Genomic DNA, 26,777 nt, shown 5'->3' on the forward strand with positions numbered 1-26,777 from the left:
TAAGGCGGAGGGAAGGAAACTACATGAAGAAGTCTGTAAAACCGAATGGCTTAAAAATTGCACTCTATTTGTTAATGGTTGGGGTCATGCTGTACGTTGTCGTTTATATGCCGACCCCTTATCTTGTATACCAGCCCGGGAGTGCCGAAGAGGTTCGGCCCATGATCAATGTCGAGAAGAGCGATCCGGCGGAAGAGGGCACATTTATGATGACAACCGTGTCGGCAAGCTATGCCAATATTGCTTTGTTGATGATGTCTGCGTTTAACCCCAATGCGGAGGTTGTGAAAAAGGCAGAAAAAATGGGCGATCAGAACAAGGATGAATATGCAGCCACACAAGTGTATTACATGAATTCTTCCCAGTCGTCTGCGATGGAAGCTGCCTATCAGGAAGCAGGAATTGACTACAGCATCGAGCCTGCTTATGTATTCGTGATGTCGATCTCCGAGAATTCTGCTAATGCCGAGCATTTCCGGCCAGGCGATAAATTGATTAAGATCGATGGACAGCCGGCAAAGGATAATGAGAAAATTGCCAGCCTGTTAAGCGGGAAAAGCATCGGGGACGTGGTATCCGTGGAGCTTGAACGCAAGGGGAAAACCGTTAAGGAACAGGTTCAGCTTGTCAGCATTAAGGATGAGAAGACCGGAGCGGAGCGTCCGGGTCTGGGCGTCATGATTGCTACGATGCAAAGCGTGGAGCCGGCGAATCCCGATCACACCATTCATTTTGCGGATACCAATATCGGTGGGCCGTCAGCCGGACTGATCTTTACCCTTGAAATTTATAACCAGCTCACCGATGGTGATTTAAGCAAAGGTTACCGGGTAGCGGGAACGGGTACCATTGACAAATCAGGCGCCGTAGGTCCCATTGGCGGCGTGAAGCACAAGATCGTCGCGGCTGACCGGAAGGAAGCCGATATCTTTTTTGTGCCGCAAAAAAATTACGAGGAAGCCAAGAAGCGGGCGGACCGAATTAAAACGGACATGGAACTGATCCCGGTTGAGGATCTGCAGGATGCAGTAGATTATCTGGAGCAGCTGCCGCCTAAGGGGTGAGTGGCGGCAGCAGGTAATCACTGTAATAATGGCGGATATCCGGCTTAGGGTGTCCGTTGGCGTAAACGGCGGCTGCCATCAGGTCCCTCTCCAGCTGTGGATGCTCCAGCGTTGTCGGCTTCTGAATGACGGGTAGGGAGGCGCTCTGCTTCATTCGTTTCAACAAGGAGCGCCCGGTGTCGTTGAAGCCGAGGACCCGGATATATCCCGGACCTTTGGCCAATTCTTCGCGATTCATGGTTGCCTTGTCATGATTCAGCATGATGTGCAGGAGCATACGCTGGAGCTTGGTGCGGGTATAGCGTTTGGTTTTTAACGCTTCTAGGAGAGCTTCAACCGTAGGCTGGTTTAACCGCGCAAGCATGCGCTGAACACGATACTCCAAGCCTTCGGTCACTTCAAGGAAGCCTTCAAGCTGCGCGGGCGTATGTGTGAGCAGGGATTGAAACAGTGGCTGGCGAAACCGTTCCCAGTGGACGGGAGCTAGTCCGCTCTCCATTTCCCGTTCCATGATGCTATGCGTGAATTCGGGGATGTAGGGTCTGGCTGCTTCCAATCCCTGTGAAAGTATGATGTTCCGGATGGCGGTAGCGCTGGCAATGGACGACGCTCCCGGCACGGGATCATGGTACTGTGCGTTTTCTCTTGGAATGGTATAGGGTGTAATACGGCTTCCCAGGCGCTCTAGAGCGATCAGGTAGTGCAGTCCCAGGGAATTGTTCGGCTGCGTGAGCAGCTCTTGCAAATGGGCAATTGCAGGTCCGGACTCACCGAATAGGGCTGCAGCCGCTGCGCCGTAAGCGGACGGGAAGTTCATGCCTTCCTGGAGCCGCTTTTCAATTTCGGATTGGAGCTCGCCGGATTCGCTGGCAAGCGAACGGGACAGCGGCAGAATCTGCTCCAGCGTACCGCTCTCCGATCCGAAGGAAAGATAGTCCACCACCCCTGTGGCTTCCAGAATGGCTACCGCACCGTATGCGAACCACTCCGCAGGCTGCACGGCATAGGTTACCGGCAGTTCAATGCACAGGTCAACTCCCATGGCAAGGGCCATTTCCGCCCGTGCGCGCTTGCTTGCGATGGCAGGTTCGCCGCGCTGGAGAAAAGGACCGCTCATCACCGCAACGACGGCATCCGCCCCCGTTATTTCTTTGGATTTGCGATAATGCAGCACATGACCGTTATGTAAGGGATTATATTCAACGACAATGCCAACCGTCTTCATGGGTTTCAACTCCTTGATAAGAATATAACATAATTACTGGACGTTCCTGCAACAATAAACTCATCGCCAAATAAGGGTGAGAAACTCGTCGTAGCGTGAGAAATATCGGGAAGCCATCATGGTTCTTTAGGGTTATCCTGTTGACAAAAGTCTTCGGGAATCGGTATAATAATCTTTGTTTGTTTGGAGTGATGGATATGCTAATTCAATTTCGTAAATTGACAACCAGCGATCAACCGTTACAGTTCCATCAAACCGTGGATGTAAGCAATGCCGTTAAGGACCGGAAGGATATCATTGCTGTTCAGCCATTAGACGTGGATTTGACAGCAACCCCAACGGTTTCTGGTACGGTGGATGTTCGTGGACGATTGCAAGGCGAGCTGGAGATGAATTGCTCCCGCTGCCTGAAGCCGATCAGCGAACATGTGCACATCCCTTTTCATGAAGTATTCCAGCCGGTGGAAGATCCTGAAATCATTCAGGATGAGAATGATGACACTACATACGTGCAAGGTGAGAGTGTGGATCTCACTCCCTATGTAGAAGAAGCATTTTTACTCCACCTGCCGCTAGCTCCGGTATGTAAAGCCGACTGCAAGGGACTCTGCCCGAATTGCGGCAAAGACCTGAATGAAGGCACGTGCGACTGCGATACGGAAGTGATCGATCCTAGGCTAGCCGGACTGAAGGACTTCTTTAAATGATGATGGATATGGCACCCGTGTTCAGCGGGTTGAACTGATAAGGAGGTGGGAACATGGCAGTACCTCAACGTAGAACGTCCAAAACACGTCGTGACAAGCGTCGTACTCATTTTAAGCTGGCTGTGCCAGGCATGGTGAAATGCGAGCAATGTGGAGAATTGAAGCTTGCTCATCGCGTATGTAAAGTATGCGGAACGTATAAGGCAAGAGAGATCATCAAACAATAGTTTTTAAATAAGTAGTACTTCATCTTTGGTGAGGTGCTATTTTTTTTGTCTGAAGCCCCCCTTTCTTTTTGACGTGACATGATTTATACTTAACATTAGTACCAGGTTCTAATATTTGCGACTAATTTACATATATGTATGTTTGAAGAATGGCGGCTAGCATAGCGGCAGAAGGAGTTGTTTCGTCATCGATCGTTTATCCAAGAAAGACCGTCACCAGCGGCTGATTCAGCTGATCGACGAGAATCCCTTTGTTACAGACCGCGAGTTGACTCGCCAGCTTAAAGTGAGCATTCAGACGATACGCCTTGACCGTATGGAACTTGGCATCCCGGAGCTTCGTGAGCGAATGAAGCAGATGGCGGAACATTCCTATGACCAGGTTCGTTCCTTGTCACTCGAAGAGGTGATCGGGGATGTTGTTGACTTGCAGTTGGACAAGAGCGGCATATCGATATTTGAAATCCGTGAGGAGCATGTATTCAGCAAAACGCTGATTGCCCGCGGGCATTACGTGTTCGCTCAAGCCAATTCACTTGCCATTGCCGTAATCAATGAAGAAATCGCATTGACGTCTTCAGCGGATATACGGTTTTTGAGACAGGTGCGTCTCGGCGAGAAATGCATTGCCAAAGCCTACGTTAGGTCCATTGCCGGCCAGAAGGGAAAGGCCAAGGTGGAAGTGTTTACTTATGTCGCTGATGAAATGGTGTTTCAGGGGAATTTCGTAATCTACCGATCTGCAGGGGAATTGACATAAGTAAAGGAGGAAGTTTGGCATGAGAATTGCGATTGATGCGATGGGCGGCGATAATGCCCCCCAGAGTAACGTCGAGGGAGCGCTGATTGCCGCACGGGAATGGAGCGATACCGAGATTATCCTCGTTGGGGATGAAGCGCAGATTGGAGCGCTGCTGAAGGACAAGCCGTCCAATCTGAAGGTGGTTCATGCAAGTGAAGTCATTGAAGCGGAGGATGAGCCGGTTAAGGCTGTCCGCCGGAAGAAGGATGCTTCGATGGTTGTGGCGGGGCGCATGATTCGTGAAGGTGAAGCGGACGCCATGATCTCGGCAGGCAATACGGGGGCTCTCATGACGACAGGGCTGCTCGTTGTGGGCAGGATGAAGGGAATTGAGCGTCCTGCGCTTGCGCCTATGATTCCTACTCTCGACGGCAAGGGGATGCTCGCCTTGGATCTCGGAGCGAACATGGATTCAAAGCCTGAGCATCTGCAGCAGTACGCATTAATGGGCAGCCTGTATCGCGAGAAGGTGCACGGAATCACCAAACCGCGGGTCGGGCTGTTAAATGTCGGTACCGAGCCGGGCAAGGGAAATGAATTGACGAAGCATGCTTATCCGCTGCTGGAGGAGCTGCCTATTCATTTTGTTGGCAACGTCGAGTCCCGCGACGTCATGAACGGGGTTTGTGATGTGCTTGTATGTGACGGGTTCTCGGGCAATATTTTGTTGAAATCGATTGAAGGAACGGCTGGTGCACTCTTTTCGCTGTTGAAAGAGCAGTTCAGCAAGTCGCTTAAGACCAAGATGGCTGCTGCCTTGATGATGCCGGAGCTTCGCAGCCTGAAATCGACGCTCGATTATAAGGAGCATGGCGGAGCACCCCTGCTTGGTCTGAGCGGTCTGGTCGTTAAGAGCCATGGTTCATCGGATGCGAACGCCATCAAGAATGGGGTTCGCCAAGCGCGGACGGCGCTGCAGAACCGGTTGGTAGAGAGTATTTCGAATGAAATCAGCGGGAAGTGAGTGAGGAAATGAACAATTTGCGTCCAGTCGGTATTATTGGCACAGGCAAATACGTACCTGAGAAAATTTTGTCAAATCGTGATTTAGAGAAAATGGTAGATACAAGCGATGAATGGATTGTCTCGATGACGGGAATCCGTGAACGGCATATTGCCGCTCCGAATGAAGCGACGTCGGATCTGGCTTACCATGCTGCTGTGAACGCGTTGAAATCCGCCGGAATGAACGCCGAGGATCTGGAATTGATTATTGTGGCGACCATTACGCCGGATATGTTCTTTCCCTCAACCGCATGTTTGCTCCAGGATCGGCTTGGTGCCAAAAAAGCGGCGGCATTTGACCTGTCGGCTGCTTGCTCGGGATTTGTATACGGCCTGGCTACAGCTACAAATTTCGTGAAGACGGGCATGTACAACAACGCTTTGGTGATCGGGGTGGACTGCTTGTCCCGCATTACGGATTATACCGACCGCAATACCTGCGTCCTGTTCGGTGACGGTGCCGGAGCGGCGATTGTCGGTGAAGTGCCGGAAGGCCGCGGGTTCCAAGCCTTTGATCTGGGTGCGGAAGGTGCGGGTGGAGCACATCTCTACATTGAGGCAGGCGGCTCGAGATTGCCGGCTTCCGCTGAAACGATTAACACGAATAAACACTTTATTTATATGAACGGCCGCGAAGTGTTCAAATTTGCGGTACGGGTGATGGGATCTGCTACGGAAGCTGTACTATCCAAAGCAGGCATCGACAAAAAGGATATCGACTTATTCATTCCTCATCAAGCCAACATCCGGATTATTAAGTCTGCCATGGAGCGCTTGGAGCTTCCGGAAGAGAAGGTCGTGATCAATGTTGATAAATACGCCAATACCTCAGCCGCTTCCGTGCCGCTGGCTCTTGTCGAAGCACAGGAATCCGGCCGTCTGAAAGAAGGAGACAAGGTATTGATGGTTGGTTTTGGCGGCGGATTGACATGGGGTTCTTCCGTACTAATCTGGTAAACAGAATGCTTTTTTAGGCCTAGCTAAATAAGAGAAGGGAGCTAACGATTTTGGGTAAAACAGCATTTATATTTCCAGGTCAAGGCGCTCAGTCCGTCGGAATGGGAAAGGATGCCTATGATGCGGTTCCTGCCGCAAGGGATCTGTTTCTAACCGCGGATGCTCAGCTTGGATTTCCGCTCAGCTCCATTATTTTTAATGGTCCTGATGAAGATTTGAAACAAACGGTAAACACTCAGCCAGCTCTACTGGCTACCAGTATGGCTTATCTGGAAGCCATTCGCGGCAAGGGGATCGAACCGGATTACGTTGCGGGACATTCGCTTGGCGAATACAGCGCACTTGTATGCACAGGCGTATTATCGTTCGAAGAAGCTGTGTCGATCGTTAGAGCCCGCGGAGAATACATGGAGGCAGCCGTTCCCGGTGGTCAAGGCGCAATGGCAGCCGTGCTTGGCGCAGACCGTGAGGCTTTGTCCGAGCTGTGCAAGAGCATTACGGCAGAGGGACATGTTGTAGAACTTGCGAACATGAACTGTCCGGGTCAAATTGTCATCTCGGGTTCCGCTCAAGGCGTCGCAGCTGCTGCAGAAAGAGTCAAGGAAGCAGGCGGCAAGAGGGCCATCCCTCTGGAGGTAAGCGGACCCTTCCATTCGACTTTGATGAAGGAAGCGGCTAACCGGCTGGCTGGTAAACTGGAGCAGGCCGCGTTTAATACTCCTTCCGTCCCGGTAGTTGCCAATGTGACGGCACGTCCGGTGGAAGATGCCGCAGCCATCCGCGGTTTGCTGGTGGAGCAGGTATACTCTCCCGTGCTTTGGCATGACAGTGTGGAATGGATGATCGCTCAAGGCGTGGATACCTTCGTCGAGATTGGTCCCGGGAGTGTACTCAGCGGTTTGATCAAGAAGATTGACAAATCCGTCAAAGTCATTAATGTAAATAGTCTGGACAGCGTCAGCAGTTTGGAGACGGTCGTATAAATAACGATGGATGAAAGTCAGATCACTCTGGAAAGGAGGAATAGGTATGAGTGAAGCTCTAAAAGGACAGACTGCGCTTGTTACGGGTGCTTCCCGTGGCATTGGCCGGAGCATTGCTCTCGGACTTGCCGATCTGGGCGCTAACGTTGCTGTCAATTATGCAGGAAGCGAAGCAGCTGCAGCCGAGGTTGTGGAAGCGATCCGCGCAAAGGGCGTATCGGCCATCGCGGTTAAATCCAACGTTGGACGGACTGAAGAAGCCGATGCCATGGTAAAGCAGGTGTTGGAGACTTTTGGTCGAATTGATATTCTGGTGAATAATGCAGGGATTACTAGAGACAATCTAATCATGCGGATGAAGGAAGAGGAGTTCGATCAGGTAATCGAAACGAATCTTAAAGGGGTATTCAATTGCCTTAAGGCGGTGACGCGTCCTATGATGAAACAACGTTATGGGCGCATTATCAATATATCCTCCGTTGTCGGAGCGCTTGGTAATCCGGGGCAGGCCAACTATGTTGCGGCCAAAGCCGGAGTCATCGGTCTGACCAAATCAGCCGCTCGGGAGCTCGCGTCCCGTGGAATTACGGTGAACGCCGTGGCTCCTGGTTTTATTGACACCGATATGACCCGGGAACTTCCTGAGGACATGCGGGAAGGCCTGCTTGGCGGAATTCCGCTCGCCCGTTTGGGGCAGCCGGAGGAGATTGCCGGCGTGGTTGCTTTTCTAGCATCTTCCAGTGCATCCTATATGACTGGACAAGTGCTGCATGTGGATGGCGGCATGTATATGTAGGCGCCGCCAATGTTCCGGCGCTGGCCGCCGGGCATTAAATCGTTTTCAAATGCCTTCTATGGCAATTTGAAGTCATATCTCGTATAATTACCAAGAGGAGGTGAGCCGGATGTCCGATGTATTGGAACGCGTGAAACGCATCGTTATCGACCGCCTGGGTGTTGACGAAGCCGACGTAACATTAGAAGCATCTTTCAAAGACGACCTTGGAGCTGATTCTCTCGATGTAGTTGAATTGGTGATGGAGTTGGAAGATGAGTTTGATATGGAGATCTCTGATGAAGATGCGGAGAAAATTACGACCGTAGGTGAAGTTGTAAATTACATACAATCTCATACCTAAGTCATTACAGTTAAGTCCCGTTCTTTAGCAAGACGGGACTTCTCCACATTTAATCCAAGCTTCAGTATAAACAAGTGATAGATTATTACTGCCGTCGTTATCATGAGTCTGCATTTGCGGCTTCATAGATGGACGGGCAGTCCATATAGAGGTGAGTCTGTTTGAAACATAGAGTCGTTGTAACAGGAATGGGAGTCATGACCTCGATTGGTCAAGACCTGGATACATTCTGGAACAGTTTAATGGAAGGCAAGTCTGGCGTATCCCGCATCGAAGCATTTGATGTGAGTGATTACACTACGCAGATCGCAGCATCCATGAAGGATTTTAATCCGGAGGATTACATGGATCGCAAAGAAGCCCGCAGGATGGACCGTTTTGTACAGTTTGCGGTTGCAGCCGGTTCGAAGGCGCTGGAGGACAGTGGTCTTGAAATTGGCGTGAATGCCGATGCAGAGCGGGTTGGCGTTTCGATCGGATCGGGTATCGGCGGTTTGGGAACTTGGGAGGATCAGCATAATATCCTGCTCGAGAAGGGCCCGAAACGTGTAAGCCCATTCTTTATTCCGATGATGATCGCCAACATGGCCTCAGGCCAGATGTCGATCAATCTGGGAGCCAAGGGTCCGAACACCACGCAGGTTACGGCTTGTGCCACCGGAACGCATTCGATCGGCGATTCATACCGTCTGATTCAGCGCGGTGATGCGGATGTCATGATCTGCGGCGGGGCGGAGGCAACCATTCGTCCAACAGGGATGGCTGGTTTCTGCGCTATGCGTGCAATGTCAACCCGCAATGACGAGCCGGAGAAAGCCAGCCGGCCATTCGATACCGGCCGCGACGGTTTTGTTATGGGTGAAGGCGCAGGCGTGCTTGTGATCGAATCTCTGGAGCATGCGTTGAAGCGCGGAGCCAGAATTTATGCCGAAGTGGTTGGCTATGGCCTTAGTGCCGATGCCCATCATATAACCGAGCCGGATCCGGACGGAGCAGCTCGCTGCATGAAGATGGCGATCCGCGACGCAGGCATTGCGCCGGAGGAAGTGGATTACATTAATGCTCACGGGACTTCAACGCCGGTGGGTGACCGCTCGGAAACGAAGGCCGTTAAGATGGCTCTGGGTGACCATGCCTATAAAGTGGCCGTTAGTTCAACCAAGTCGATGACAGGTCATCTGCTTGGAGCTGCCGGCGGCGTTGAGGCGGTTATCTGCGGACTGAGCTTGAAGAACCAAACCATTGCACCAACGATTAACCTGGAGGATCAAGATCCGGAATGCGATCTTGACTACGTACCGAATCACCCGCGTAAAGCCGATTTGGATATCGTCATGTCCAATTCGTTCGGATTTGGCGGGCATAATGCTACGATTATCCTGAAAAAATACGCCGAGTAAGGGGACAGTGTGTTGAGTGGAGATCTGAAGCAGTTACAGCATAAACTTCAAATCCAGTTTCGCAATGCAATGCTGCTGAAGCAGGCCTTTACCCACGCATCTTATGTAAACGAACATCGCTTCAGTCAGAGCCAGGACAACGAGCGTCTTGAATTTCTAGGAGATGCTGTTCTGGAGCTGACGGTGAGCGAATTCTTATACAACCTTTTTCCGGACCGTCCGGAAGGCGAGTTAACCAAGCTGCGGGCTGCTATCGTATGTGAGCCCTCCCTGGTGCAATTCGCTGTAGGTCTGGACTTTGGTCGTTACGTTCTGCTAGGCAAAGGAGAGGAAATGACGGGCGGTCGAACCCGCCCGGCTCTTCTGGCAGACGTATTTGAGTCATTTGTGGGGGCGCTTTATCTGGATCAGGGATTGGAAGCGGTTCGCCGGTTTTTGAGCGACCATGTCTTTCCCACGGTGACCGTCAACGGTCGTCCGCAGATGAGCGATTATAAGACCGAGCTTCAGGAACTGACCCAGCATCACGGCATGGGCGCACTGGAATATCGTATCGTAGAAGAGCGAGGACCGGCACATGAGCGGGAGTTTGTCTCGGAGGTATACATGGGAAGCGAATGTCTTGGACGCGGAAGCGGCAGATCCAAGAAAGAAGCCGAGCAGCAGGCAGCGGCAGTAGCCTTAAAGCAGCTGAAACGTGCGGATGCCTGAAGCTTCGCTGATGTGATGACAAACAAAGAGCAAAGAGCAGTCAAGCGGATAACCGGACCCGGATAGGATGACTGTTTTTTGCTCTTTTCGTTGTCTGTCTTTTGTAAAGGGACAGCTGTTTACAATGTAGATGGACCTCGTCCAAAGACGGCGGTGAAGCCGATTCTACTTATGGTACAATAGCAGGAGAGGTGATAGGTCGAATATGTTTTTGAAACGGATCGAGTTAGCAGGATTTAAATCGTTTGCCGACAAGACGGAGATGGAATTTGTCCGGGGAATTACAGCCGTTGTAGGTCCGAATGGCAGCGGTAAGAGTAACATTTCCGATGGAATCCGCTGGGTGCTTGGCGAGCAAAGCGCCAAATCGCTTCGCGGCGGCAAGATGGAGGATATTATCTTTGCCGGGAGCGATGCGCGCAAAGCGGTTAATTATGGAGAAGTCTCCCTTACGCTGGATAACGAGGATCATGTATTGCCGCTGGATTTTAATGAAGTGACTGTAACCAGACGGGTGCACCGGAGCGGGGACAGCGAGTATTTCATTAATCGGCAATCGTGCCGACTGAAGGATATTACGGAGCTGTTCATGGACACCGGAATCGGTAAAGAAGCCTATTCCATCATTGGACAAGGCCGCATTGAGGAAATTTTGAGTACACGTTCAGAAGATCGCCGGGGGATATTTGAGGAAGCATCGGGGATCGTTAAATATAAATCTCGTAAAAAAGAGTCTGTGCGCAAGCTGGATGAAACGGAGCAAAACCTGCTTCGTATCCACGACTTGGTCACAGAGCTTGAAGATCAGATCGGACCGCTGAAAGAACAGTCCGAGAAGGCCATTCGCTACAAGGAGCTTCGGGAAGAGCTGAAGCACAAGGAAATTTCTCTGTATGTGTATCAGATCGAACAGATACATACCTCATGGAGCGAGGCCAATGCCAAGCTGGAGCAGCTGAAGGAAGAGCAGCTCGCCTTGTCCACTGTTGTATCCGCGCACGATGCCAAGCTGGAGAGTGACCGATCGGCGCTGCGCCAGCTGGAGCAGGAAGTTGAGGATCTGCAGAGCCAGCTGCTTCAATTCAGCGAGCTGTTTGAGAAAAGCGAAGGCTATGGCGAGGTGCTCAAGGAACGCCGCCGCAACCTGGAACGTACGCGCGAGCAGTTGGAAGAAAGTTTGCAATCAGGCGATCATCGTTTGGGAGAGCGCGTAGGCGAGCTTGCGAGCATGAAGAGCAAGCTCCAGGAGCTCCAGCAGGAATTAACCCAGGTGCGGGACCAGTTGTCAGCGGAAGAAGCGAAGCTGGTTGGCGTAACCGGCGGAATCAGCCAGCAGCAGGAAGAGAGCTTGAAGGGGAATTTGCTGGAGCTTATGAACCAAATGGCTCAAGCCCGGAATGAAATCCGGTACGCCGACCAGCAGCAGGAAGCGCTGGATCGTCGAATGAATCGGGCGCAAGAGGAGTCCGGTAAATGGGAAGCCCTGAAAGAGGATTTGCTCCGCCGCAAAGAGAGCATCGATCGGAGTATTGAACGTTTCGGTAAAGAGATTGCAGATCTCCGCAGCGGTTATATCAGCGAGAGTGAGCGATATCAATCCCTGCAGAAATTGCAGGAAGAGACGCAGGGAGCGCTTCGGAAATGGGAGCAGAAGCGGGAAGCGCAAATTTCCCGCCGCGATACCATGAAAGAGCTTCAAGACGACTTTGACGGATTTATGCTGGGTGTTAAGGAAGTACTGAAGGCATCCCGAAAATCCGTGCTCCACGGGGTCCATGGTGCGGTGGCCGAGCTTATTCGGGTGCCGGAAAAGCTGGAGCTTGCCATGGAGACCGCTCTTGGTGCATCGGTTCAGCATATCGTCATGGAGAACGAATCCGTATCCAGGCAGGCGATTGCCTTCCTGAAGCAGCGCCAGTTAGGACGGGCGACATTTCTGCCTTTGGACGTCATTCGTCCACGGAATGTATCCGCTTCGGACCGGCACTTGGCAGAAGGGGAAGCCGGGTTTGTAGGCTTTGGCTCGGAGCTGGTCCAGTACGACTCGAGATACAGTAACATCGTCGGCAGTCTTCTGGGCAATGTCGTTATCGCCGAGACCCTGGAGCAAGCGAACAAGATTGCTGCCAGATTCTCCTATCGCTTCCGCGTAGTTACGCTTGAGGGAGACGTGGTTAATGCAGGCGGCTCCATGACAGGCGGCAGTCAGCATAAGAAAACGAACAGCCTGCTGGGGCGCAAGCGGCAGCTGGAGCAGCTCGATCAGGAAATTTCGGAAACCGAGAAGCAGCTGGAGAAGCTGCAGCAGGGCATTGAAGGCGTCCGGAATCAAATGATTGAATCTCAGGATAAGCTGGACGAGCTCCGCAAAGCCGGAGACGACAAGCGGATTGAGGAACAGCAGGCTGCAGGCGACCGCAAGCAGCTCGAGCATGAGCTGCGCCACGTCCTCGAACAAGCCGAGCTGGCAGGCGAAGAGAAGAGCAGTCAGGAGAAGGAAGCCAAAGAAATTCAGCAAAGCCGTGAACGCGCCCAGAAGCTGTTGTCTGAGCTGGAGGAGGAAGAGAAATCAACCCATCTGGCCATCCAAGCTGCAGAGTTTGCCCGGAAAGCCAATGAATCGGCGAAGGAAGAGCTTCAGAGTCAGCTGACAAACCTCAAGGTTCGCGAAGGAAAGCTGGATCAGGAAACCTTCTCGCTGGAAGAGCAGCTCAAGCGCCTTCAGTCGGATGTAGACAACCACGAGAAGGAACAGAAACAGAACCGCACGATGCTGGCCTCCGTTCAAGCCGACCTGAATCAGAACGAAAGCGAAAGCGTGAAGCAGATCGAGGATCTGAACCAGTACAAGCTGAAGAAGGAAGAGGCTACGCAGCAGCTGGAATTCAAACGGGCTGCACGCACCGCGCTAAGCCGGAAGCTGGAGCTGGAAGAGAGCGAAACCAAGGAACAGCGCACGCAGCTGCGGGCCGTGGATGATCAGCTTCGCCAAACCGAGATTGGGGTAAACCGGCTCGATGTTGAGCTTGAGAATATATTGAAGAAATTAAGCGAGGACTATGAGCTGAGTTATGAGCTTGCCAAGCAGCGGTATCCGATTCCGGAAGACATCACGGCCGCTCAGAACGAAGTGCGTGATTTGAAGAGGTCGATAACTTCCCTGGGGGATGTGAATCTGGGGGCCATTGAAGAGTACCAGCGCGTCAATGAGAGATACCTGTTCCTGAGTGAGCAAAAGGCGGATTTGGTTGAAGCGAAGACAACGCTGTATCAGGTCATTAAGGAAATGGACGATGAAATGTCCAAGCGCTTCAAGCTGACATTCGATGCAATCCGGCGCGAGTTCGGCACGGTATTTACGAAGTTGTTCGGAGGCGGACGAGCCGACCTGGTCCTGATCGATCCGGATCGATTGCTTGAGACGGGGATAGATATCGTTGCGCAGCCCCCTGGCAAGAAGCTGCAAAATCTGCAGCTGCTCTCCGGTGGAGAACGTGCATTAACCGCTATGGCGCTGCTGTTTGCCATTTTGCAGGTGAAGCCGGTTCCGTTCTGCGTACTGGATGAGGTCGAAGCGGCGCTTGATGAAGCGAACGTGGTCCGTTTTGCCCAGTATCTGCGGGAGTTCTCCGAACAAACGCAGTTTATTGTGGTCACCCACCGCAAAGGAACGATGGAAGAGGCGGATGTGCTGTACGGCGTCACGATGGAAGAAGGCGGCGTGTCGAAGCTGGTGTCCGTCAAGCTTGAGAATGAGGAAGCGGAGATTGCCTAATTTAACATAACGACATGGAGGGTACGTATGAGCTTTTTTAAGAAGTTAAAAGAGAGCATTTCCAGCAAAACGGAAAACGTAACAAAACAGTTCCGCGACGGACTCGAGAAAACCCGGAAGGGATTTATCGAGAAAGTGTCGGACCTGGTGATTCGCCGGAAAAAGATCGATGAAGAATTTTACGAGGAATTGGAAGAGATTCTGATTGGCGCTGACGTCGGCGTCAATACCGTGATGGATCTGATGGACGATCTTCGTGCCGAAGTGAAGAAACGGCGGATTGAGGACGCTGCCGATCTGCAGCCGGTATTGTCAGAGAAGCTGATGGGACTCCTTCGTGATGATAGCAGCAATGAGCTGCGGGAGAATCCGGATGGAATTACGGTCATTCTGTTTGTCGGTGTTAACGGAGTCGGTAAAACAACGACGATTGGCAAGCTGGCGCATCGTTATAAGCAGGAGGGCAAGAAGGTTTTGCTCGCAGCGGGCGACACGTTCCGTGCGGGTGCGATCGAACAGCTGGAAGTATGGGGAGAACGGGTTGGCGTTGAAGTCATTAAACAGCAGCCCGGTTCAGACCCGGCAGCCGTCATGTTCGATGCGGTTCAAGCAGCCAAGCAGCGGCAAGCGGATGTTCTGCTCTGCGATACGGCGGGACGCCTTCAGAACAAAACCAATCTGATGGAAGAGCTGAATAAAATCTTCCGCGTCATTCAACGCGAAATCCCGAGTGCCCCGCATGAGGTGCTGATGGTCCTTGATGCGACGACAGGACAAAATGCGCTGAGCCAGGCGAAGCTGTTCGGGGAGAAGAGCGGCGTGACCGGCCTCGTATTAACCAAGCTGGATGGTACGGCTAAGGGCGGCATCGTGATCGCGATTCGTCAAGAGTTGAATCTTCCGGTGAAGCTGGTAGGCTTGGGAGAGAAAATGGGTGACCTCCAGACCTTTGACTCGGAGCAGTTCGTTCATGCCCTCTTTGCGGGTTTGATTAAGGAAGAAGAGAATGCCGTAGAACAACAGGACTAGAACTGGTCTAGTCGAATATGTATACAAAAGGACCGAAAGATATACTTTCGGTCCTTTTTCATGTTCGGCTCGATCTACGGGCACAAGCTTTTTATGAAGAGACGATCCGAACGAATTCAATCGAACGAAGCGGGATGATGGCCGTATCTGTAGGAGGACCATAGATGATGGGCGGTACTTTTAAGGTGATGGTTCCTTCGCCCACTTCGGTCAGCGTGCCAATGATCACATCTCCCGACACCGTTACTTCGGTTTCCGAGCCGATAAATCCTTGCAGCCAATCCACGTAGCGCATATCGGTTAACCTCCTTGCCGTAATGAAAGTTTGAAGCTGATATCCAGTATCATCCGAAGGAATTACTGAACGGATGTAATACTGGCGAATGGAATCAGCACAAGGTCACCCGATGCTTCACGGAGCTGAACACCATCTTCGGCGGTAGCCAAAACGACCCCTTCCAAGGTGACAAACGTTGTGCTAACCCGTACTTTTTGGCCGGTACGGGCTTCGAAATATTGAATCAGCTCCGGAATAATCGTTAAACCCGTGAGGACTTGACTCTCCAGTGACTCTACGCGCTCGGTTAATTGACTGGTTTCCTGGCTTAGAAGTTCGACCTGCCGTGTTAACACCTTGACTCGCCTTGCAAGTCTTCTGCAGAACAGGAAGCAACACATAGTCATTCTCCTTTCTGTATTACCAACGGTTGTGCTCTTCGATATGCTTCTTTAAACCCCGAAGCGAGGCGGTGCTTTCTTCCTCCGCTGCGCGGATCATGGGCATAATCTGCTGCACATGACCAGGGCCGTATTTAAGGAAGGTTTCGGTTTTATCGACCAGAACATCAAGCGGCTGACGATAATCCGTAAAGTATTGACCGAGATGAAAAGAGCTCAGCAGGCTATGCACTTTGCTCATGGTGCTGAGCGCCAGTACAGGCTTGCCGCCGCGTAAAGCGGCTAGCGACGGGTGAAGCTTGAACGATATTAAATAGTCGACAGATTGAATGAAACGGTAAGTGAGCTCAATATCCATAAGGAACGGCAGCGTCTCAATGGAAGCGCCGGGTGTAGACTCCTTTACCTTTTGCTGCAATTGCAGACATGTGTTGTAATCGGAGTACGCATTGCCCGGATGATGAATGACCGGGATCAGGACGGCATGATAGCCCTTTGCAATAAGATGTCCCAGCAGTTTGGTCATGTTGTCCATCGGAAATGATTCGTAGGAAAATACAACGACGCCAATCGTTGGACGCTTAGAGAATCGTTTCACCGGGATATCGGGCTGACGATAGCCAAATACCATGTCAGGGGCTGTTTCGACGTTTCGATGGAAGCCTGCCCGTTTGGCGATGGCCGACGATCGTTCATCCCGGAACACCGCGCGGTTTGCCTTGGAGATCATCTCCCGGTAGGCGGATACCTGCTCCTCAGGCCAAGTGTGTTCCGGGTAGGCATCCACGATGCCGACACCGTAGACCCAGGTAGGCTGTCCTTTGAGCTGCGGAGGGAAGTAATATGAATTGAACGAGTAGGGTGTAATTAAATCTCCACCGCCGATGATGAAGGCATCCGTCTGATGGGGGTCCAATCGGGCGTTCCAGGGATAGACGTGATGATCGTGGAATACTTGGCGAAGGGTGTGAAGAAATAAATCATCACCGAAGTTTCCCATTCCATAGTACCCGGAAGCGGCAATATGCATGTACGTATCACCTCCTTTTCGAGCGCTGTCTAGCTCTTGTGTGTTTGCTGATTCCAGGCTTCGAAGAGGCTGCGGTTACGTTGGCTGGTACTGCTGCCATAAATGACGCGATGATACAAGAGGGCATCGACTTGAACTGGCGAGCTGTGCTTAAGAAGCCTGGCGGTAACATCGATATCTTCGAAGATACGTCCGAGACGATCCTCCCGATTCCACCAGCCGCCAATGGCGATTAGGGATGACTTTCGATACATACGGGGGACGAGCGGGTGTACATGCTGATTCGTTCGATTTAAGGAAGCAGACCATGCCGAATAAAGCTTGCCCGAATCAACGTTTCTTCTCCATAGAGGACCGAGCTGCCGGGTTCGTTCCCAGCACCCATACCGGCCTGTGGCCATCCTGCCGTCCGGATTCTGGTCAAGCGCTTCGGCCAGGAGTGCGGTGGCATCAGGAACCAGCCAGTCATCTCCATCCAATTCCAGAATATATCGACCCTTTGCTTCAAAAAGCAGGCGATTCATCATGATTGCTTTTCCGCGGTTACGCGATTGGGACAGAACCCGAATTCTGCTGTCAGGATAAGCGCAGGCTTCCTCCAGACTATCGTCCTCAGAGCCGTCATCGCCTATTAACAGCTCCCAGTTATCGCTTGATTGTGCCAACACGGAACGGATGCTCCAGCCTAAAGTGTCCTTCATATTATGAATGCTCATCAGAATGGAGACGACAGGTTGCGGAGGGATTTCAGGGGACAAAGTCCCTGTGGAGCTGGCGGTTTTCTCTCGCATCCTTGTTGCAGACAGAACAGGGAGAATATACTCCAGATCCTTTTGATACGGAGGGTTTTGCGATGGGTTTAGATGCATCGTAAGGCTTGGATCGGCGGGCAGCAGATCATAAGGCAGAAATCTGGCAGCAGGAAGCCTGTCGTTCCAGCGGGTGAGGGCGGCAAGCAGCCAGGCTTTTCTCCAATAGATTGGTGCGCCGTTCATACAAATACAGACAACACGATCTGGAATATGAGCTGGCATTGGAATGAAAGTCTGTGTGCTTTTATTGAAAAAAGAGAAGTTACCGCCCCATAGAATCCACTCACGGTCTATTTGTGAGACTTCCTGAATGATTTGTTCACGATAGGCTAATGTATCGCTGGCTCTATAGCCGAATGGCTGCGTACGGAGTATGGCATAGGGTTTCAAAGGGTGTTCATGCCTTTGTCCAGGATGGCCTGCTGGATCACTTGATCGGCTTTCAATCCGCGTTCAACCCAGCGGTTCTCTCTGGCGTAGGCAATGCGGGCCAGCTTATGCTCTGCTGTATCCGGGTGATGGAGCATGGAGGACAGCTTGCCCAAAAAATCATCATGGGTTGTCGCCGTGGTAACATGCGGCTCCATGGCAATGCATTCCGGCAGAGCCGTTGACAATACGCGAACACCGGATGCCAGATACTCATATGCTTTGACTGGATTGGTTGCCAGCGTAATCGGATGGTATTGGAAGGGGATCAATGCAACGTCAATGTGAGCGAGATAACGCTTGAGCTCCTGGTGCGGCTTTTCCCCGAGAATATGCACATTGGGAAGCTTCGAATAATCGCCTGAGCTGCCATAAGGTGCTCCAATGGAAACGAAGTGGACGTTTGGAAATTGAATGGCCGCCTTGGCGAACAGTTCATGATCTACCCAATACGCCCAAGCACCGATATAAGCAACAACAGAACCCGGAGGGAGATCGGCGGGTCTTTCACTGAATGGAATATGAAAAAATGAAGAGTCAGCGCCATTCGGGATCAAGGTAAGCGGTTTATCCGGATACGCCAAGGATAACCGGGTGTGAATCACCTCTGCGGTACATACAACATGGTCCGCCTCGTCAATCATTTTGGGTTCATATTTAGCCCAATGCGGAAATTCATCGCAGCAGTCGTAGATCGTAATGTCGGGCTGAAAGAGAGTGGAAATGCGCGTCCGGAGTTTAGACCACGTCGTCCAGACGACAATCGGATGCTCTTTGCGAAGGGCAGGCAGTTTTTTGTGCAGAAATGTTTTGGTATCTGTGAATAGGAACACATTCGGTTCCACTTCTTTGAACTCCTTATCCAGCGGTGCCAGGTTTTCGAAGAAAACCTGATGACCAAGCGCCCCCAATTGAGTCATAAGCTGCTGCGGTCTCTGTTTCATATACGACCAGTTCATCGTTCTCGGATAAATGATAACAGCCAAGAGGTTTCCTCCTTTCTTTTGTACTCGGGATAATATATGCATTGCTAGCTTCATAGAATTGGACGAATGAGCCGAAAGGCCGAAAAATGGTTGATTTCTACAAGGGTGCAACTGACCGGAACGAATCTATCAACTTGCCATATAATGCTTAAGATATGAGGTTTCAGATCTATCTTTTCATATAAAACGAGGAGGAGTGAAGGTTCGTGAAACAGAAAAATGTTCTTGTTATATTCGGAACGCGTCCGGAAGCGATTAAAATGGCACCTTTGGTCAAGGAATTGGAGTCAGCCCCGGGTTTAACTCCAATCGTATGCGTAACCGCACAGCATCGTGAGATGCTGGATCAGGTGCTTCGTTTTTTTGAAATCCAGACGCAAACGGATCTGAATATCATGAAGGAAGGGCAATCCTTATACAGTCTGAGCGCTGACCTGCTAAAAGGGATGGAGAAGGTATTCCAAGCGAGAAAATATGATCTTGTGCTGGTCCACGGGGATACCACGACAGCATTCATCGGTGCTTTGGCAGCTTATTACGCAAAGATTCCGGTGGGACATGTGGAAGCAGGGCTTCGGACGTATGATAAATACGCGCCGTTTCCAGAGGAGATGAACCGCGAGTGGATCGGCAGAGTGGCTGATATGCACTTTGCCCCGACGGCGCTGTCCGCAGCTAATCTCAATGCCGAGAACCGATCGGCTCACGTATATGTAACGGGAAACACGGGAATCGATGCGATGAAGTGGACGCTTCAGGCTCCTTTTGAGCATCCGATACAGAGCAAGTTACGGAAAAATAGCCGATTAATACTGATGACCATGCATCGCAGGGAGAATTGGGGAGAACCGATGAAAGGGGTGTTTGAGGCAGTGAAGCGTGTGATCCAAAAGCACCCTGACATTGAAGTGATATATCCGGTCCATCCAAACCCTGTGCTGCAGGAGGCGGTCGCGAAAGAGCTTGAGGGGCACGAGCGAATCCACTTGACCGAACCGCTCGATGTGGTAGATCTGCATCATATCATGCAGCGTTCCTATCTGGTCTTGACGGACTCCGGCGGCATACAGGAGGAAGCGCCGTCACTAGGGAAGCCGGTTCTGGTACTGAGGGATAAAACCGAACGCCCGGAAGGAGTCACGGCCGGTACCCTAAAATGCGTCGGCACGCAGTGTGAAGCGGTTCAGGCAGGAATAGAGCAGCTGCTGTCGGATAAGGAAGCGTACCGCAGCATGGCAAAAGCCCATAATCCGTTTGGCGACGGCACTGCGTCCCGCCAAATCGTCAGCGCCATCCAGCAATTTTTCCAATCGCAGGGGGGCTGATATAGGGGGCGGCTTTGATTTTGCATGCCCGCAGGGCGTATAATGAAGTATAAGATGACAAGCGAAAGGATACCTGTTATGGCCAATACTTACACTTATCCACGCAGAGAAGAGATAGCGAATGCAATAACACATGGCATAGGAGCGGCACTAAGCGTTGCTGCGCTGGTGCTCCTGATCGTATTTTCAAGTTTGAAAGGCACAGCCTGGCATGTGGTGAGCTTCACGATCTACGGATCGACGATGCTGCTGTTGTATTTGAGCTCAACGCTCGTCCACGGCTTGAGAGACGGGAAAGCCAAGGATTTCTTTGAGTTTATGGACCACTCCTCCATTTACTTGTACATCGCAGGGACGTATACGCCATTCTTGCTGGTTGCCATCCGGGGAACGCTGGGATGGAGTCTCTTCGGGATCGTATGGGGCACTGCGCTGTTCGGTGTCATATTTAAAGCATTCTTCGTCAAGAAGTTTTTGTTCCTATCGACGATATTCTACCTTGCGATGGGCTGGCTGATCGTCATTGCCTGGAATCCGTTAACGGCGGTTGTAGCTCCTCAAGGGATGACTTTGCTTGCCGTTGGCGGCGTGTTGTACACGCTGGGCACCATATTCTATGTGTGGCGGGGCTTCCCATACCATCATGCCATCTGGCATTTGTTTGTGCTGGCGGGTTCGATTCTTCACTTTTTTGCGATACTGATATACCTTCTTCCTATCGGTTGAACGGGTAGAAGAAGGCTTCCTGCACATGAAGAAGGATGACAAGGGAAATGGCTTGACATCCTTCTTTGTTTTTTGTATGATAAGGTTCGTTAAGCGAACTGTAAAGTGTTTTTCCTTGACGAGGGGGTGCCCTTAAATGAGTCAGGAGAATCGGCTCGAGAAGACGAACCGGATCAATTTGCTGTTCGATTTCTATGAGCAGCTGCTGACAGAGAAACAGCAGACCTTTTTGAAGTATTATTTCCATGACGATTTTTCCCTCGGAGAAATCGCTGGTGAATTTGAGATTAGTCGCCAGGCCGTCTATGAGCATATTAAGCGCGCAGAACAGGTGCTCGAGTCCTATGAAGAGAAGCTGGGGCTCCTGAGCAAGCATGAAACGCGCATCCGGGAGCTGGATAAGTTTCGGGAAATGGTGGAGAGTAGCGACCTGGGTGAACATGATAAGCAAGCAATAACCGATATGGTTGAACGTTTAAAAGTATGGGATTAAGTATGAACGGAGGTGGCGGATATGGCGTTTGAAGGATTGACCAGCAGACTACAGAATGTGTTCAGCAAGCTTCGTGGTAAAGGCAAGGTGTCCGAAGAAGATGTAACAGCCGCCATGCGTGAAGTTCGACTCGCGCTTCTAGAAGCCGACGTTAACTTCAAAGTGGTTAAGGATTTCGTATCCAAAGTAAAAGAGAAGGCCATCGGCAAGGAAGTGATGGACAGCTTTACGCCCGGCATGGTGATCATTGACATCGTTAATAAAGAACTGACGGAGTTGATGGGAGGAAGCCAAGCCAAACTGGTGAAGAGTAATAAGCCGCCAACGGTCATTATGATGGCCGGTTTGCAAGGTGCCGGTAAGACAACGACTTCGGGCAAGCTGGCCAAGCTGCTTCAGAAGCAGAACAGCCGACCGCTGCTCGTTGCCGGCGATATTTATCGTCCTGCTGCGATCAAGCAGCTCGAAGTACTCGGTAATCAGATCAACGTGCCGGTGTTCTCTTTAGGAGACAAGACAAGCCCGGTCGAAATCGCGAAGCAGGGCCTCCAGCATGCCAAAGATAATGGTCACGATTATGTCATTATCGATACCGCCGGCCGTCTTCATGTCGATGAAGAGCTGATGGAAGAATTGAAGCAGATTCACAGCGTTGTGAATCCTGATGAAGTCCTGCTTGTCGTTGACGCGATGACGGGTCAGGATGCGGTGAATGTCGCGGAAAGCTTCAACCAGCAATTGACGCTGACGGGTGTCGTGCTCACGAAGCTGGACGGTGATACTCGGGGCGGTGCCGCCCTCTCGGTTAAGGCGGTTACCGGATGTCCGATCAAATTCGCTGCACTTGGCGAGAAGATTGATGCGCTGGAGCCGTTCCATCCGGAACGGATGGCATCGCGGATTCTCGGAATGGGCGATATGCTGTCTCTTATCGAGAAAGCACAATCGAACATTGATGCTGACAAGGCCAAGGAAATGGAACGTAAAATGCGTAATGCCGAATTTACGTTCGAGGATTTCCTGGAGCAGATGGACCAGGTCAAGAAGCTCGGTCCTCTGGACCAGCTGATGGATATGATTCCCGGCATGGGCAAGATGAAGCAAGCCAAGGATCTCAAGGTTGACGAGAAGCAGATGGGACGCATCGAGGCTATCGTCCACTCCATGACAACGGCGGAGAAGCAGCAGCCTGACATTATCAATCACAACCGCCGTAAACGGATTGCGGCAGGCAGCGGAACCTCGCTGGCTGAAGTGAACCGGCTCATCAAGCAGTTTGACGAAATGCGCCGCGTGATGAAACAGTTCTCGGATATGATGGGTCCTAAAGGCGGCAAGAACAAAGCAATGAAACAGCTGAAAGGCTTGACCGGCGGAAAAGGCATGAAGTTTCCATTCCGTTAAGTCTCGGCTATATCGAATGGACATTTTTTGAAGGAGGTGAATTTTCAAATGGCAGTACGTATTCGTCTGAAACGCATGGGTGCTCACAAGGCTCCTTTCTACCGCGTGGTGGTTTCTGATTCCCGTTCCCCACGTGACGGCCGTTTTATCGAGGAAATCGGTTATTACAATCCGGTTGCTCAACCGGCTGAAGTTAAAATCGATGAAGAGAAAGCACTGAACTGGCTTCAAAATGGTGCGCAAGCATCTGACACGGTTCGCAACTTGCTTAGCAAAGCGGGCGTAATGAAGAAATTTCATGAGCTGAAGCATCAGAAATAAGACTGATCGCGAGGGTTATCTATGGAAGAATTAGTTCGCGTTATTGCTAAGGCTTTAGTGGATCATCCAGAAGATGTGACTGTGAAGACCGTTGAGAAGGAGCACTTGATTGTATATGAGCTGTACGTGCATCCTGACGATGTCGGGAAGGTCATAGGCAAACAAGGGCGTATCGCCAAATCATTGCGTACAGTCGTAACATCGGCGGCGGTTAAAATGGATAAACGGGTGACCGTTGATATCATTTCTTAAAATATACGAAAGGGGGTTAGGATGCATGTCCTAGCCCTTTTTCGTACATGCTGAAGAAATCAGCCGGTCATACCAGCGAGAACGTTCATTAAGTGATGCAGGAGGAAGACCATGTCTGAAAAGTTGTTTACCGTAGGGAAAATCGTGAATACGCACGGCATCCGCGGGGAAGTTAAAGTCATGCCGCATACGGATTTTGCCGATCAGCGATTTGCTCCAAAGAGCCAGTTGTATATTGTCCCGGACAAGGGGAGCAAGGTAGAAGTAACGGTGGATACATCCCGTTTTCATAAAAACATGTATATCCTTAAATTCAAGGAGCTGCATGGCATTAATGATGCCGAAAAATATAAGGGCTCGCTGTTGAAGATTCCAGCGGATCTTCAGGAGGAGCTTCCGGAGAACGAGTACTATTTCCATGAGATCATTGGCTGCAAGGTGATGACCGATGAAGACCCGGCCGAGGAGCTCGGCACGATCTCTGAAATTTTGACGCCAGGCGCTAACGATGTATGGGTTGTCAAAACGCCTCAAGGAAAAGAAATTCTCCTTCCGGCCATACCGGATGTCGTACTTGATGTAGACAAGGAATCGAAGCTTGTCCGCGTGCATCTCATGGAAGGGTTGTTATAGTTCATGCGGATTGATGTGCTGACGCTGTTCCCCGAGATGTTTGATGGTGTGTTTCATTCGAGTATTTTGGGGAAAGCGGCCGAAAAACAAATTGTGAACTTGAATGCTATCAACTTTCGCCAATATGCCGGGAACAAGCATGGTCAGGTCGATGATACCCCCTATGGCGGCGGAGGGGGAATGGTGTTAAAGCCGGACCCGATTTTTGCTGCGGTGGAGGATATCCTAGCTTCTGATACGGATGCGATTTCGAATCATGAGGATGGGGCTAATCCTTCCGGGGAGATTTCAGCGGATATCGCTGGAACAGCCAAGCCTCCGCGAGTCATTCTGATGTGTCCGCAAGGAGAGACCTTTACGCAGAAAAAGGCGGAAGAGTTGTCTCAGGAAGACCATCTGGTATTTATATGCGGGCATTACGAAGGTTATGATGAACGCATTCGCGAGTTTCTTGTTACCGATGAGTTATCCGTCGGGGATTACGTGCTTACCGGCGGAGAGCTGCCGGCGATGGTTGTCATCGACTCTGTGGTCCGATTGCTGCCTGGTGTGCTTGGCAATGAAACCTCAGCGGTGACTGATTCATTCAGTACAGGCCTGCTGGAATATCCGCACTATACACGGCCGGCTGAGTTTCGCGGCTGGAAAGTGCCGGATATTTTGTTAAGCGGTCATCACGCGAATATTGACGTGTGGCGTCGGGAACAAGCGCTTAAGCGGACATGGGAGCGTCGCCCGGAGTTGTTAGACAAGCTGAAATTGTCCAAACAGGATCGGGCGTATTTAGACAAGCTTCAGCGAGAAGCGGGAAACTCATAAGTTTTATTGTTCAATCTAACGAACAGATCTGTAAGCACAGGTCTGTTCGTTTTTTTTCTATCATGTGCCCGTATGTAGTAATATGCACGTTTCTTGCTTGCACCCGAGAACAAAAATCGTATGAATTGAATAGTGTGATAAATAGGCGTTTGCGGATGCATGAGATCGTAAGGGGTGAAATCGATTGAGGCAAGAAAGAAGGAAACGTAGGGACAGCAAGACTGTAATTCAGGGACTTACACCCGGGCGAATCCGTGTCGGAAAGAACCAAGCCACTCGATTCGTTACATTGATCCGTCAATTAACATCACTGTTACGCGCATTTGTGGAACAGCCGGTTAATGAGAATTTCACACTAATCAAAATACAATTGCAGAGCCTTAACGATCTGGTCTCGGGCATGAGGTTCTCGTTGCGGAAACGACGGGGCCTTAGGCTGGTCGTACAACAGATTGCAAGGATTTCCAATGCGGATAATCTGGAAGGGATTTTAACAAGATTGAACGAAGTCATGACGTTGATTCAATCGTATGGAGAACGAATTGGAGTCGGCAGCGAGATCGGTCCGGATATCGCTGATTTGCAAAATGGTATTCAATCAAGGCTGGATAATGCGTTTCCGAGTGCGGATGCTGTCCCGCTAGTCAATTTAATGAACAATCTGCCTTATTACATTATGAATGCAACGACGAATCCAGGGGCCGGGTCGCGCCAGCAGCTTGCTGATGTACTCCAAGGCATCAACCAACAGGCTGCGAGATTAGGGAGTTCCGGACCACAGTTAGGTAGGCTGCAAGCAGCAGCGGATGGTATTGTTTCTTTACTGCTGAATGGAGCATCCCCCGGGCTTTTGAATGAACAGTTGACCAACTATACCAATGCTCTTTCAGGAACCGTGTCTACGTTAAACGTCCCACTGACTGTCCAAAACGATGCCCTGCAATCTCTATCAGCTGTTGCAAGGACGAGCGCTGAAAGTGTTCAAGGTCTCACGATCCAGGAAACCTTAGAAAGCGTGCCGGGTAACGGAGAGCCGGGCGTGACTGGAGCAACAGGACCAACTGGTGCGGCAGGAGCGACGGGAGCTACTGGCCCGACAGGTGCTACAGGAGCGACCGGGACAACTGGTGTGGATGGCTTGCCCGGAGCAACCGGACCAACAGGTGCCATGGGTGCTACGGGACCATCAGGTCCGGAAGGACCACCGGGAGCGCCTGGCGGGATAACAGGAGCGACCGGACCGACTGGGATAACGGGTGTAACAGGAGGAACAGGTTCGACCGGTGTGACAGGTCCGACCGGCGCAGCGGGTGCAACAGGAGCAACAGGATCGCCAGGTGTAATTGGAGCGACAGGTGTAACGGGAGCAACCGGAGCAACCGGGGTCACGGGAGTAACCGGAGTAATGGGGGTAACAGGTGCAACCGGGGTAACAGGAGCAACGGGTGAAACTGGAGCAACTGGAGTAGCAGGAGTTACAGGAGCAACCGGAGCGACCGGAGCAACGGGTGAAACTGGAGCAACCGGTGCTACGGGAGTAACTGGAGAAACAGGAGAAACAGGAGCTATAGGAGCAACCGGAGCAACTGGCGCTACGGGAGCAACCGGGGTAACAGGAGCGACAGGGGCTACAGGAGTTACGGGAGCGACAGGAGCGATAGGTGCTATAGGAGCAACGGGAGCAACGGGTGAAACTGGTGTTACGGGAGCAACCGGGGTTACGGGAGCCACAGGAGCAACGGGGGCAACCGGAGCAACTGGTCCGACTGGCGCCACGGGAGTAACTGGTGAAACCGGAGCTACAGGAGCAACCGGAGTTACGGGAGCCACAGGAGCCACAGGAGC

At 51.4% G+C, this 26,777-nt stretch carries 28 protein-coding genes; 22 read left to right on the forward strand and 6 right to left on the reverse strand.

Annotation, left to right across the window (positions count from 1 at the left end; translation table 11 throughout):
• The first annotated feature begins 23 nt into the window (after positions 1 to 23).
• Complete coding sequence (locus tag PLA01S_RS23815; protein ID WP_127594312.1) at positions 24 to 1,064, forward strand: SepM family pheromone-processing serine protease; 1,041 nt, start codon at positions 24 to 26, stop codon at positions 1,062 to 1,064.
• Here PLA01S_RS23815 and PLA01S_RS23820 read toward each other — a convergent pair.
• Entirely contained in the window at positions 1,054 to 2,289 is a 1,236-nt protein-coding gene (locus PLA01S_RS23820) for a nucleotidyltransferase (protein WP_127594313.1), read from the reverse strand. The two genes, PLA01S_RS23815 and PLA01S_RS23820, sit on opposite strands and share 11 nt — an antisense overlap.
• A 197-nt stretch (positions 2,290 to 2,486) precedes the next feature.
• Here PLA01S_RS23820 and PLA01S_RS23825 point away from each other — a divergent pair, with 197 nt between their 5' ends.
• From PLA01S_RS23825 to ftsY, 12 genes are all read left to right on the forward strand, one after another.
• Positions 2,487 to 2,996, forward strand: a complete 510-nt coding sequence (locus PLA01S_RS23825; RefSeq protein WP_127594314.1) for a YceD family protein — start codon at positions 2,487 to 2,489, stop codon at positions 2,994 to 2,996.
• 53 nt (positions 2,997 to 3,049) lie between these two features.
• Complete coding sequence (gene rpmF / locus PLA01S_RS23830) at positions 3,050 to 3,223, forward strand: 50S ribosomal protein L32 (protein ID WP_006211382.1); 174 nt, start codon at positions 3,050 to 3,052, stop codon at positions 3,221 to 3,223.
• Between the two features lie 187 nt (positions 3,224 to 3,410).
• Complete coding sequence (fapR, locus tag PLA01S_RS23835; RefSeq protein WP_127594315.1) at positions 3,411 to 3,983, forward strand: transcription factor FapR; 573 nt, start codon at positions 3,411 to 3,413, stop codon at positions 3,981 to 3,983.
• A gap of 19 nt (positions 3,984 to 4,002) precedes the next feature.
• On the forward strand, positions 4,003 to 4,989 hold the full coding sequence (gene plsX, locus PLA01S_RS23840) for a phosphate acyltransferase PlsX (protein ID WP_071220039.1): 987 nt from the start codon (positions 4,003 to 4,005) through the stop codon (positions 4,987 to 4,989).
• Between the two features lie 8 nt (positions 4,990 to 4,997).
• Positions 4,998 to 5,987, forward strand: a complete 990-nt coding sequence (locus tag PLA01S_RS23845) for a beta-ketoacyl-ACP synthase III (RefSeq protein WP_100538177.1) — start codon at positions 4,998 to 5,000, stop codon at positions 5,985 to 5,987.
• A 50-nt stretch (positions 5,988 to 6,037) separates the two neighbouring features.
• Positions 6,038 to 6,970, forward strand: coding sequence for an ACP S-malonyltransferase (fabD, locus tag PLA01S_RS23850; RefSeq protein WP_127594316.1), 933 nt, complete (start codon positions 6,038 to 6,040; stop codon positions 6,968 to 6,970).
• 46 nt (positions 6,971 to 7,016) lie between these two features.
• Positions 7,017 to 7,766 carry a 3-oxoacyl-[acyl-carrier-protein] reductase gene (gene fabG, locus PLA01S_RS23855; RefSeq protein WP_071220042.1) on the forward strand — a complete coding sequence of 250 codons (750 nt, stop codon included), beginning with the start codon at positions 7,017 to 7,019 and terminating at the stop codon, positions 7,764 to 7,766.
• A gap of 109 nt (positions 7,767 to 7,875) precedes the next feature.
• A complete protein-coding gene (gene acpP / locus PLA01S_RS23860) occupies positions 7,876 to 8,109 on the forward strand; it encodes an acyl carrier protein (RefSeq protein WP_006211375.1) in 234 nt (77 codons plus the stop codon).
• Between the two features lie 161 nt (positions 8,110 to 8,270).
• Entirely contained in the window at positions 8,271 to 9,509 is a 1,239-nt protein-coding gene (fabF, locus tag PLA01S_RS23865) for a beta-ketoacyl-ACP synthase II (protein ID WP_127594317.1), read from the forward strand.
• A gap of 12 nt (positions 9,510 to 9,521) precedes the next feature.
• Positions 9,522 to 10,220, forward strand: a complete 699-nt coding sequence (gene rnc, locus PLA01S_RS23870) for a ribonuclease III (protein WP_071220044.1) — start codon at positions 9,522 to 9,524, stop codon at positions 10,218 to 10,220.
• Positions 10,221 to 10,425: 205 nt separating this feature from the next.
• Entirely contained in the window at positions 10,426 to 13,995 is a 3,570-nt protein-coding gene (gene smc, locus PLA01S_RS23875; RefSeq protein WP_127594318.1) for a chromosome segregation protein SMC, read from the forward strand.
• 27 nt (positions 13,996 to 14,022) lie between these two features.
• Complete coding sequence (ftsY, locus tag PLA01S_RS23880) at positions 14,023 to 15,024, forward strand: signal recognition particle-docking protein FtsY (RefSeq protein ID WP_098747111.1); 1,002 nt, start codon at positions 14,023 to 14,025, stop codon at positions 15,022 to 15,024.
• Positions 15,025 to 15,115: 91 nt separating this feature from the next.
• On the opposite strand, the gene PLA01S_RS23885 is transcribed toward ftsY, so the two are convergent.
• From PLA01S_RS23885 to PLA01S_RS23905, 5 genes are all read right to left on the reverse strand, one after another.
• Positions 15,116 to 15,319, reverse strand: coding sequence for a hypothetical protein (locus PLA01S_RS23885; RefSeq protein ID WP_071220047.1), 204 nt, complete (start codon positions 15,317 to 15,319; stop codon positions 15,116 to 15,118).
• Positions 15,320 to 15,381: 62 nt separating this feature from the next.
• Positions 15,382 to 15,657 carry a hypothetical protein gene (locus tag PLA01S_RS23890; RefSeq protein WP_246059793.1) on the reverse strand — a complete coding sequence of 92 codons (276 nt, stop codon included), beginning with the start codon at positions 15,655 to 15,657 and terminating at the stop codon, positions 15,382 to 15,384.
• A gap of 64 nt (positions 15,658 to 15,721) precedes the next feature.
• Positions 15,722 to 16,732, reverse strand: a complete 1,011-nt coding sequence (locus tag PLA01S_RS23895) for a polysaccharide pyruvyl transferase family protein (protein WP_127594320.1) — start codon at positions 16,730 to 16,732, stop codon at positions 15,722 to 15,724.
• 29 nt (positions 16,733 to 16,761) lie between these two features.
• Positions 16,762 to 17,727, reverse strand: coding sequence for a glycosyltransferase family 2 protein (locus PLA01S_RS23900; protein ID WP_246059795.1), 966 nt, complete (start codon positions 17,725 to 17,727; stop codon positions 16,762 to 16,764).
• A 203-nt stretch (positions 17,728 to 17,930) separates the two neighbouring features.
• On the reverse strand, positions 17,931 to 18,959 hold the full coding sequence (locus PLA01S_RS23905; protein WP_127594322.1) for a glycosyltransferase family protein: 1,029 nt from the start codon (positions 18,957 to 18,959) through the stop codon (positions 17,931 to 17,933).
• 206 nt (positions 18,960 to 19,165) lie between these two features.
• Between PLA01S_RS23905 and wecB the strand changes: the two genes are divergently transcribed.
• The 9 genes from wecB to PLA01S_RS32890 form a co-directional block, all read left to right on the forward strand.
• Complete coding sequence (gene wecB / locus PLA01S_RS23910; RefSeq protein ID WP_218033666.1) at positions 19,166 to 20,284, forward strand: non-hydrolyzing UDP-N-acetylglucosamine 2-epimerase; 1,119 nt, start codon at positions 19,166 to 19,168, stop codon at positions 20,282 to 20,284.
• Positions 20,285 to 20,362: 78 nt separating this feature from the next.
• Positions 20,363 to 21,010: a PAQR family membrane homeostasis protein TrhA gene (gene trhA, locus PLA01S_RS23915; protein ID WP_127594323.1), complete on the forward strand. Its 648-nt coding sequence runs from the start codon at positions 20,363 to 20,365 to the stop codon at positions 21,008 to 21,010.
• A gap of 136 nt (positions 21,011 to 21,146) precedes the next feature.
• The gene (locus PLA01S_RS23920) at positions 21,147 to 21,503 is read left to right on the forward strand and encodes a putative DNA-binding protein (protein WP_127594324.1); all 357 of its coding nucleotides are present in this window, start codon (positions 21,147 to 21,149) and stop codon (positions 21,501 to 21,503) included.
• A 21-nt stretch (positions 21,504 to 21,524) separates the two neighbouring features.
• Positions 21,525 to 22,907 (forward strand): signal recognition particle protein, encoded by a 1,383-nt coding sequence (gene ffh / locus PLA01S_RS23925; RefSeq protein ID WP_127594325.1) that lies wholly within the window; start codon positions 21,525 to 21,527, stop codon positions 22,905 to 22,907.
• A gap of 48 nt (positions 22,908 to 22,955) precedes the next feature.
• Complete coding sequence (rpsP, locus tag PLA01S_RS23930) at positions 22,956 to 23,228, forward strand: 30S ribosomal protein S16 (protein WP_006211361.1); 273 nt, start codon at positions 22,956 to 22,958, stop codon at positions 23,226 to 23,228.
• Between the two features lie 21 nt (positions 23,229 to 23,249).
• Positions 23,250 to 23,480: a KH domain-containing protein gene (locus PLA01S_RS23935; protein ID WP_006211360.1), complete on the forward strand. Its 231-nt coding sequence runs from the start codon at positions 23,250 to 23,252 to the stop codon at positions 23,478 to 23,480.
• Positions 23,481 to 23,591: 111 nt separating this feature from the next.
• On the forward strand, positions 23,592 to 24,113 hold the full coding sequence (gene rimM, locus PLA01S_RS23940) for a ribosome maturation factor RimM (RefSeq protein WP_127594326.1): 522 nt from the start codon (positions 23,592 to 23,594) through the stop codon (positions 24,111 to 24,113).
• A 3-nt stretch (positions 24,114 to 24,116) separates the two neighbouring features.
• Positions 24,117 to 24,932 (forward strand): tRNA (guanosine(37)-N1)-methyltransferase TrmD, encoded by an 816-nt coding sequence (gene trmD / locus PLA01S_RS23945; RefSeq protein WP_127594327.1) that lies wholly within the window; start codon positions 24,117 to 24,119, stop codon positions 24,930 to 24,932.
• Positions 24,933 to 25,221: 289 nt separating this feature from the next.
• Positions 25,222 to 26,777, forward strand: a 1,556-nt coding sequence (locus tag PLA01S_RS32890) for a collagen-like repeat preface domain-containing protein (protein WP_272868168.1), incomplete at its 3' end; no start/stop codon positions are given.

It is taken from the genome of Paenibacillus lautus NBRC 15380 (assembly GCF_004000945.1).
Classification (GTDB): domain Bacteria; phylum Bacillota; class Bacilli; order Paenibacillales; family Paenibacillaceae; genus Paenibacillus_AQ; species Paenibacillus_AQ lautus.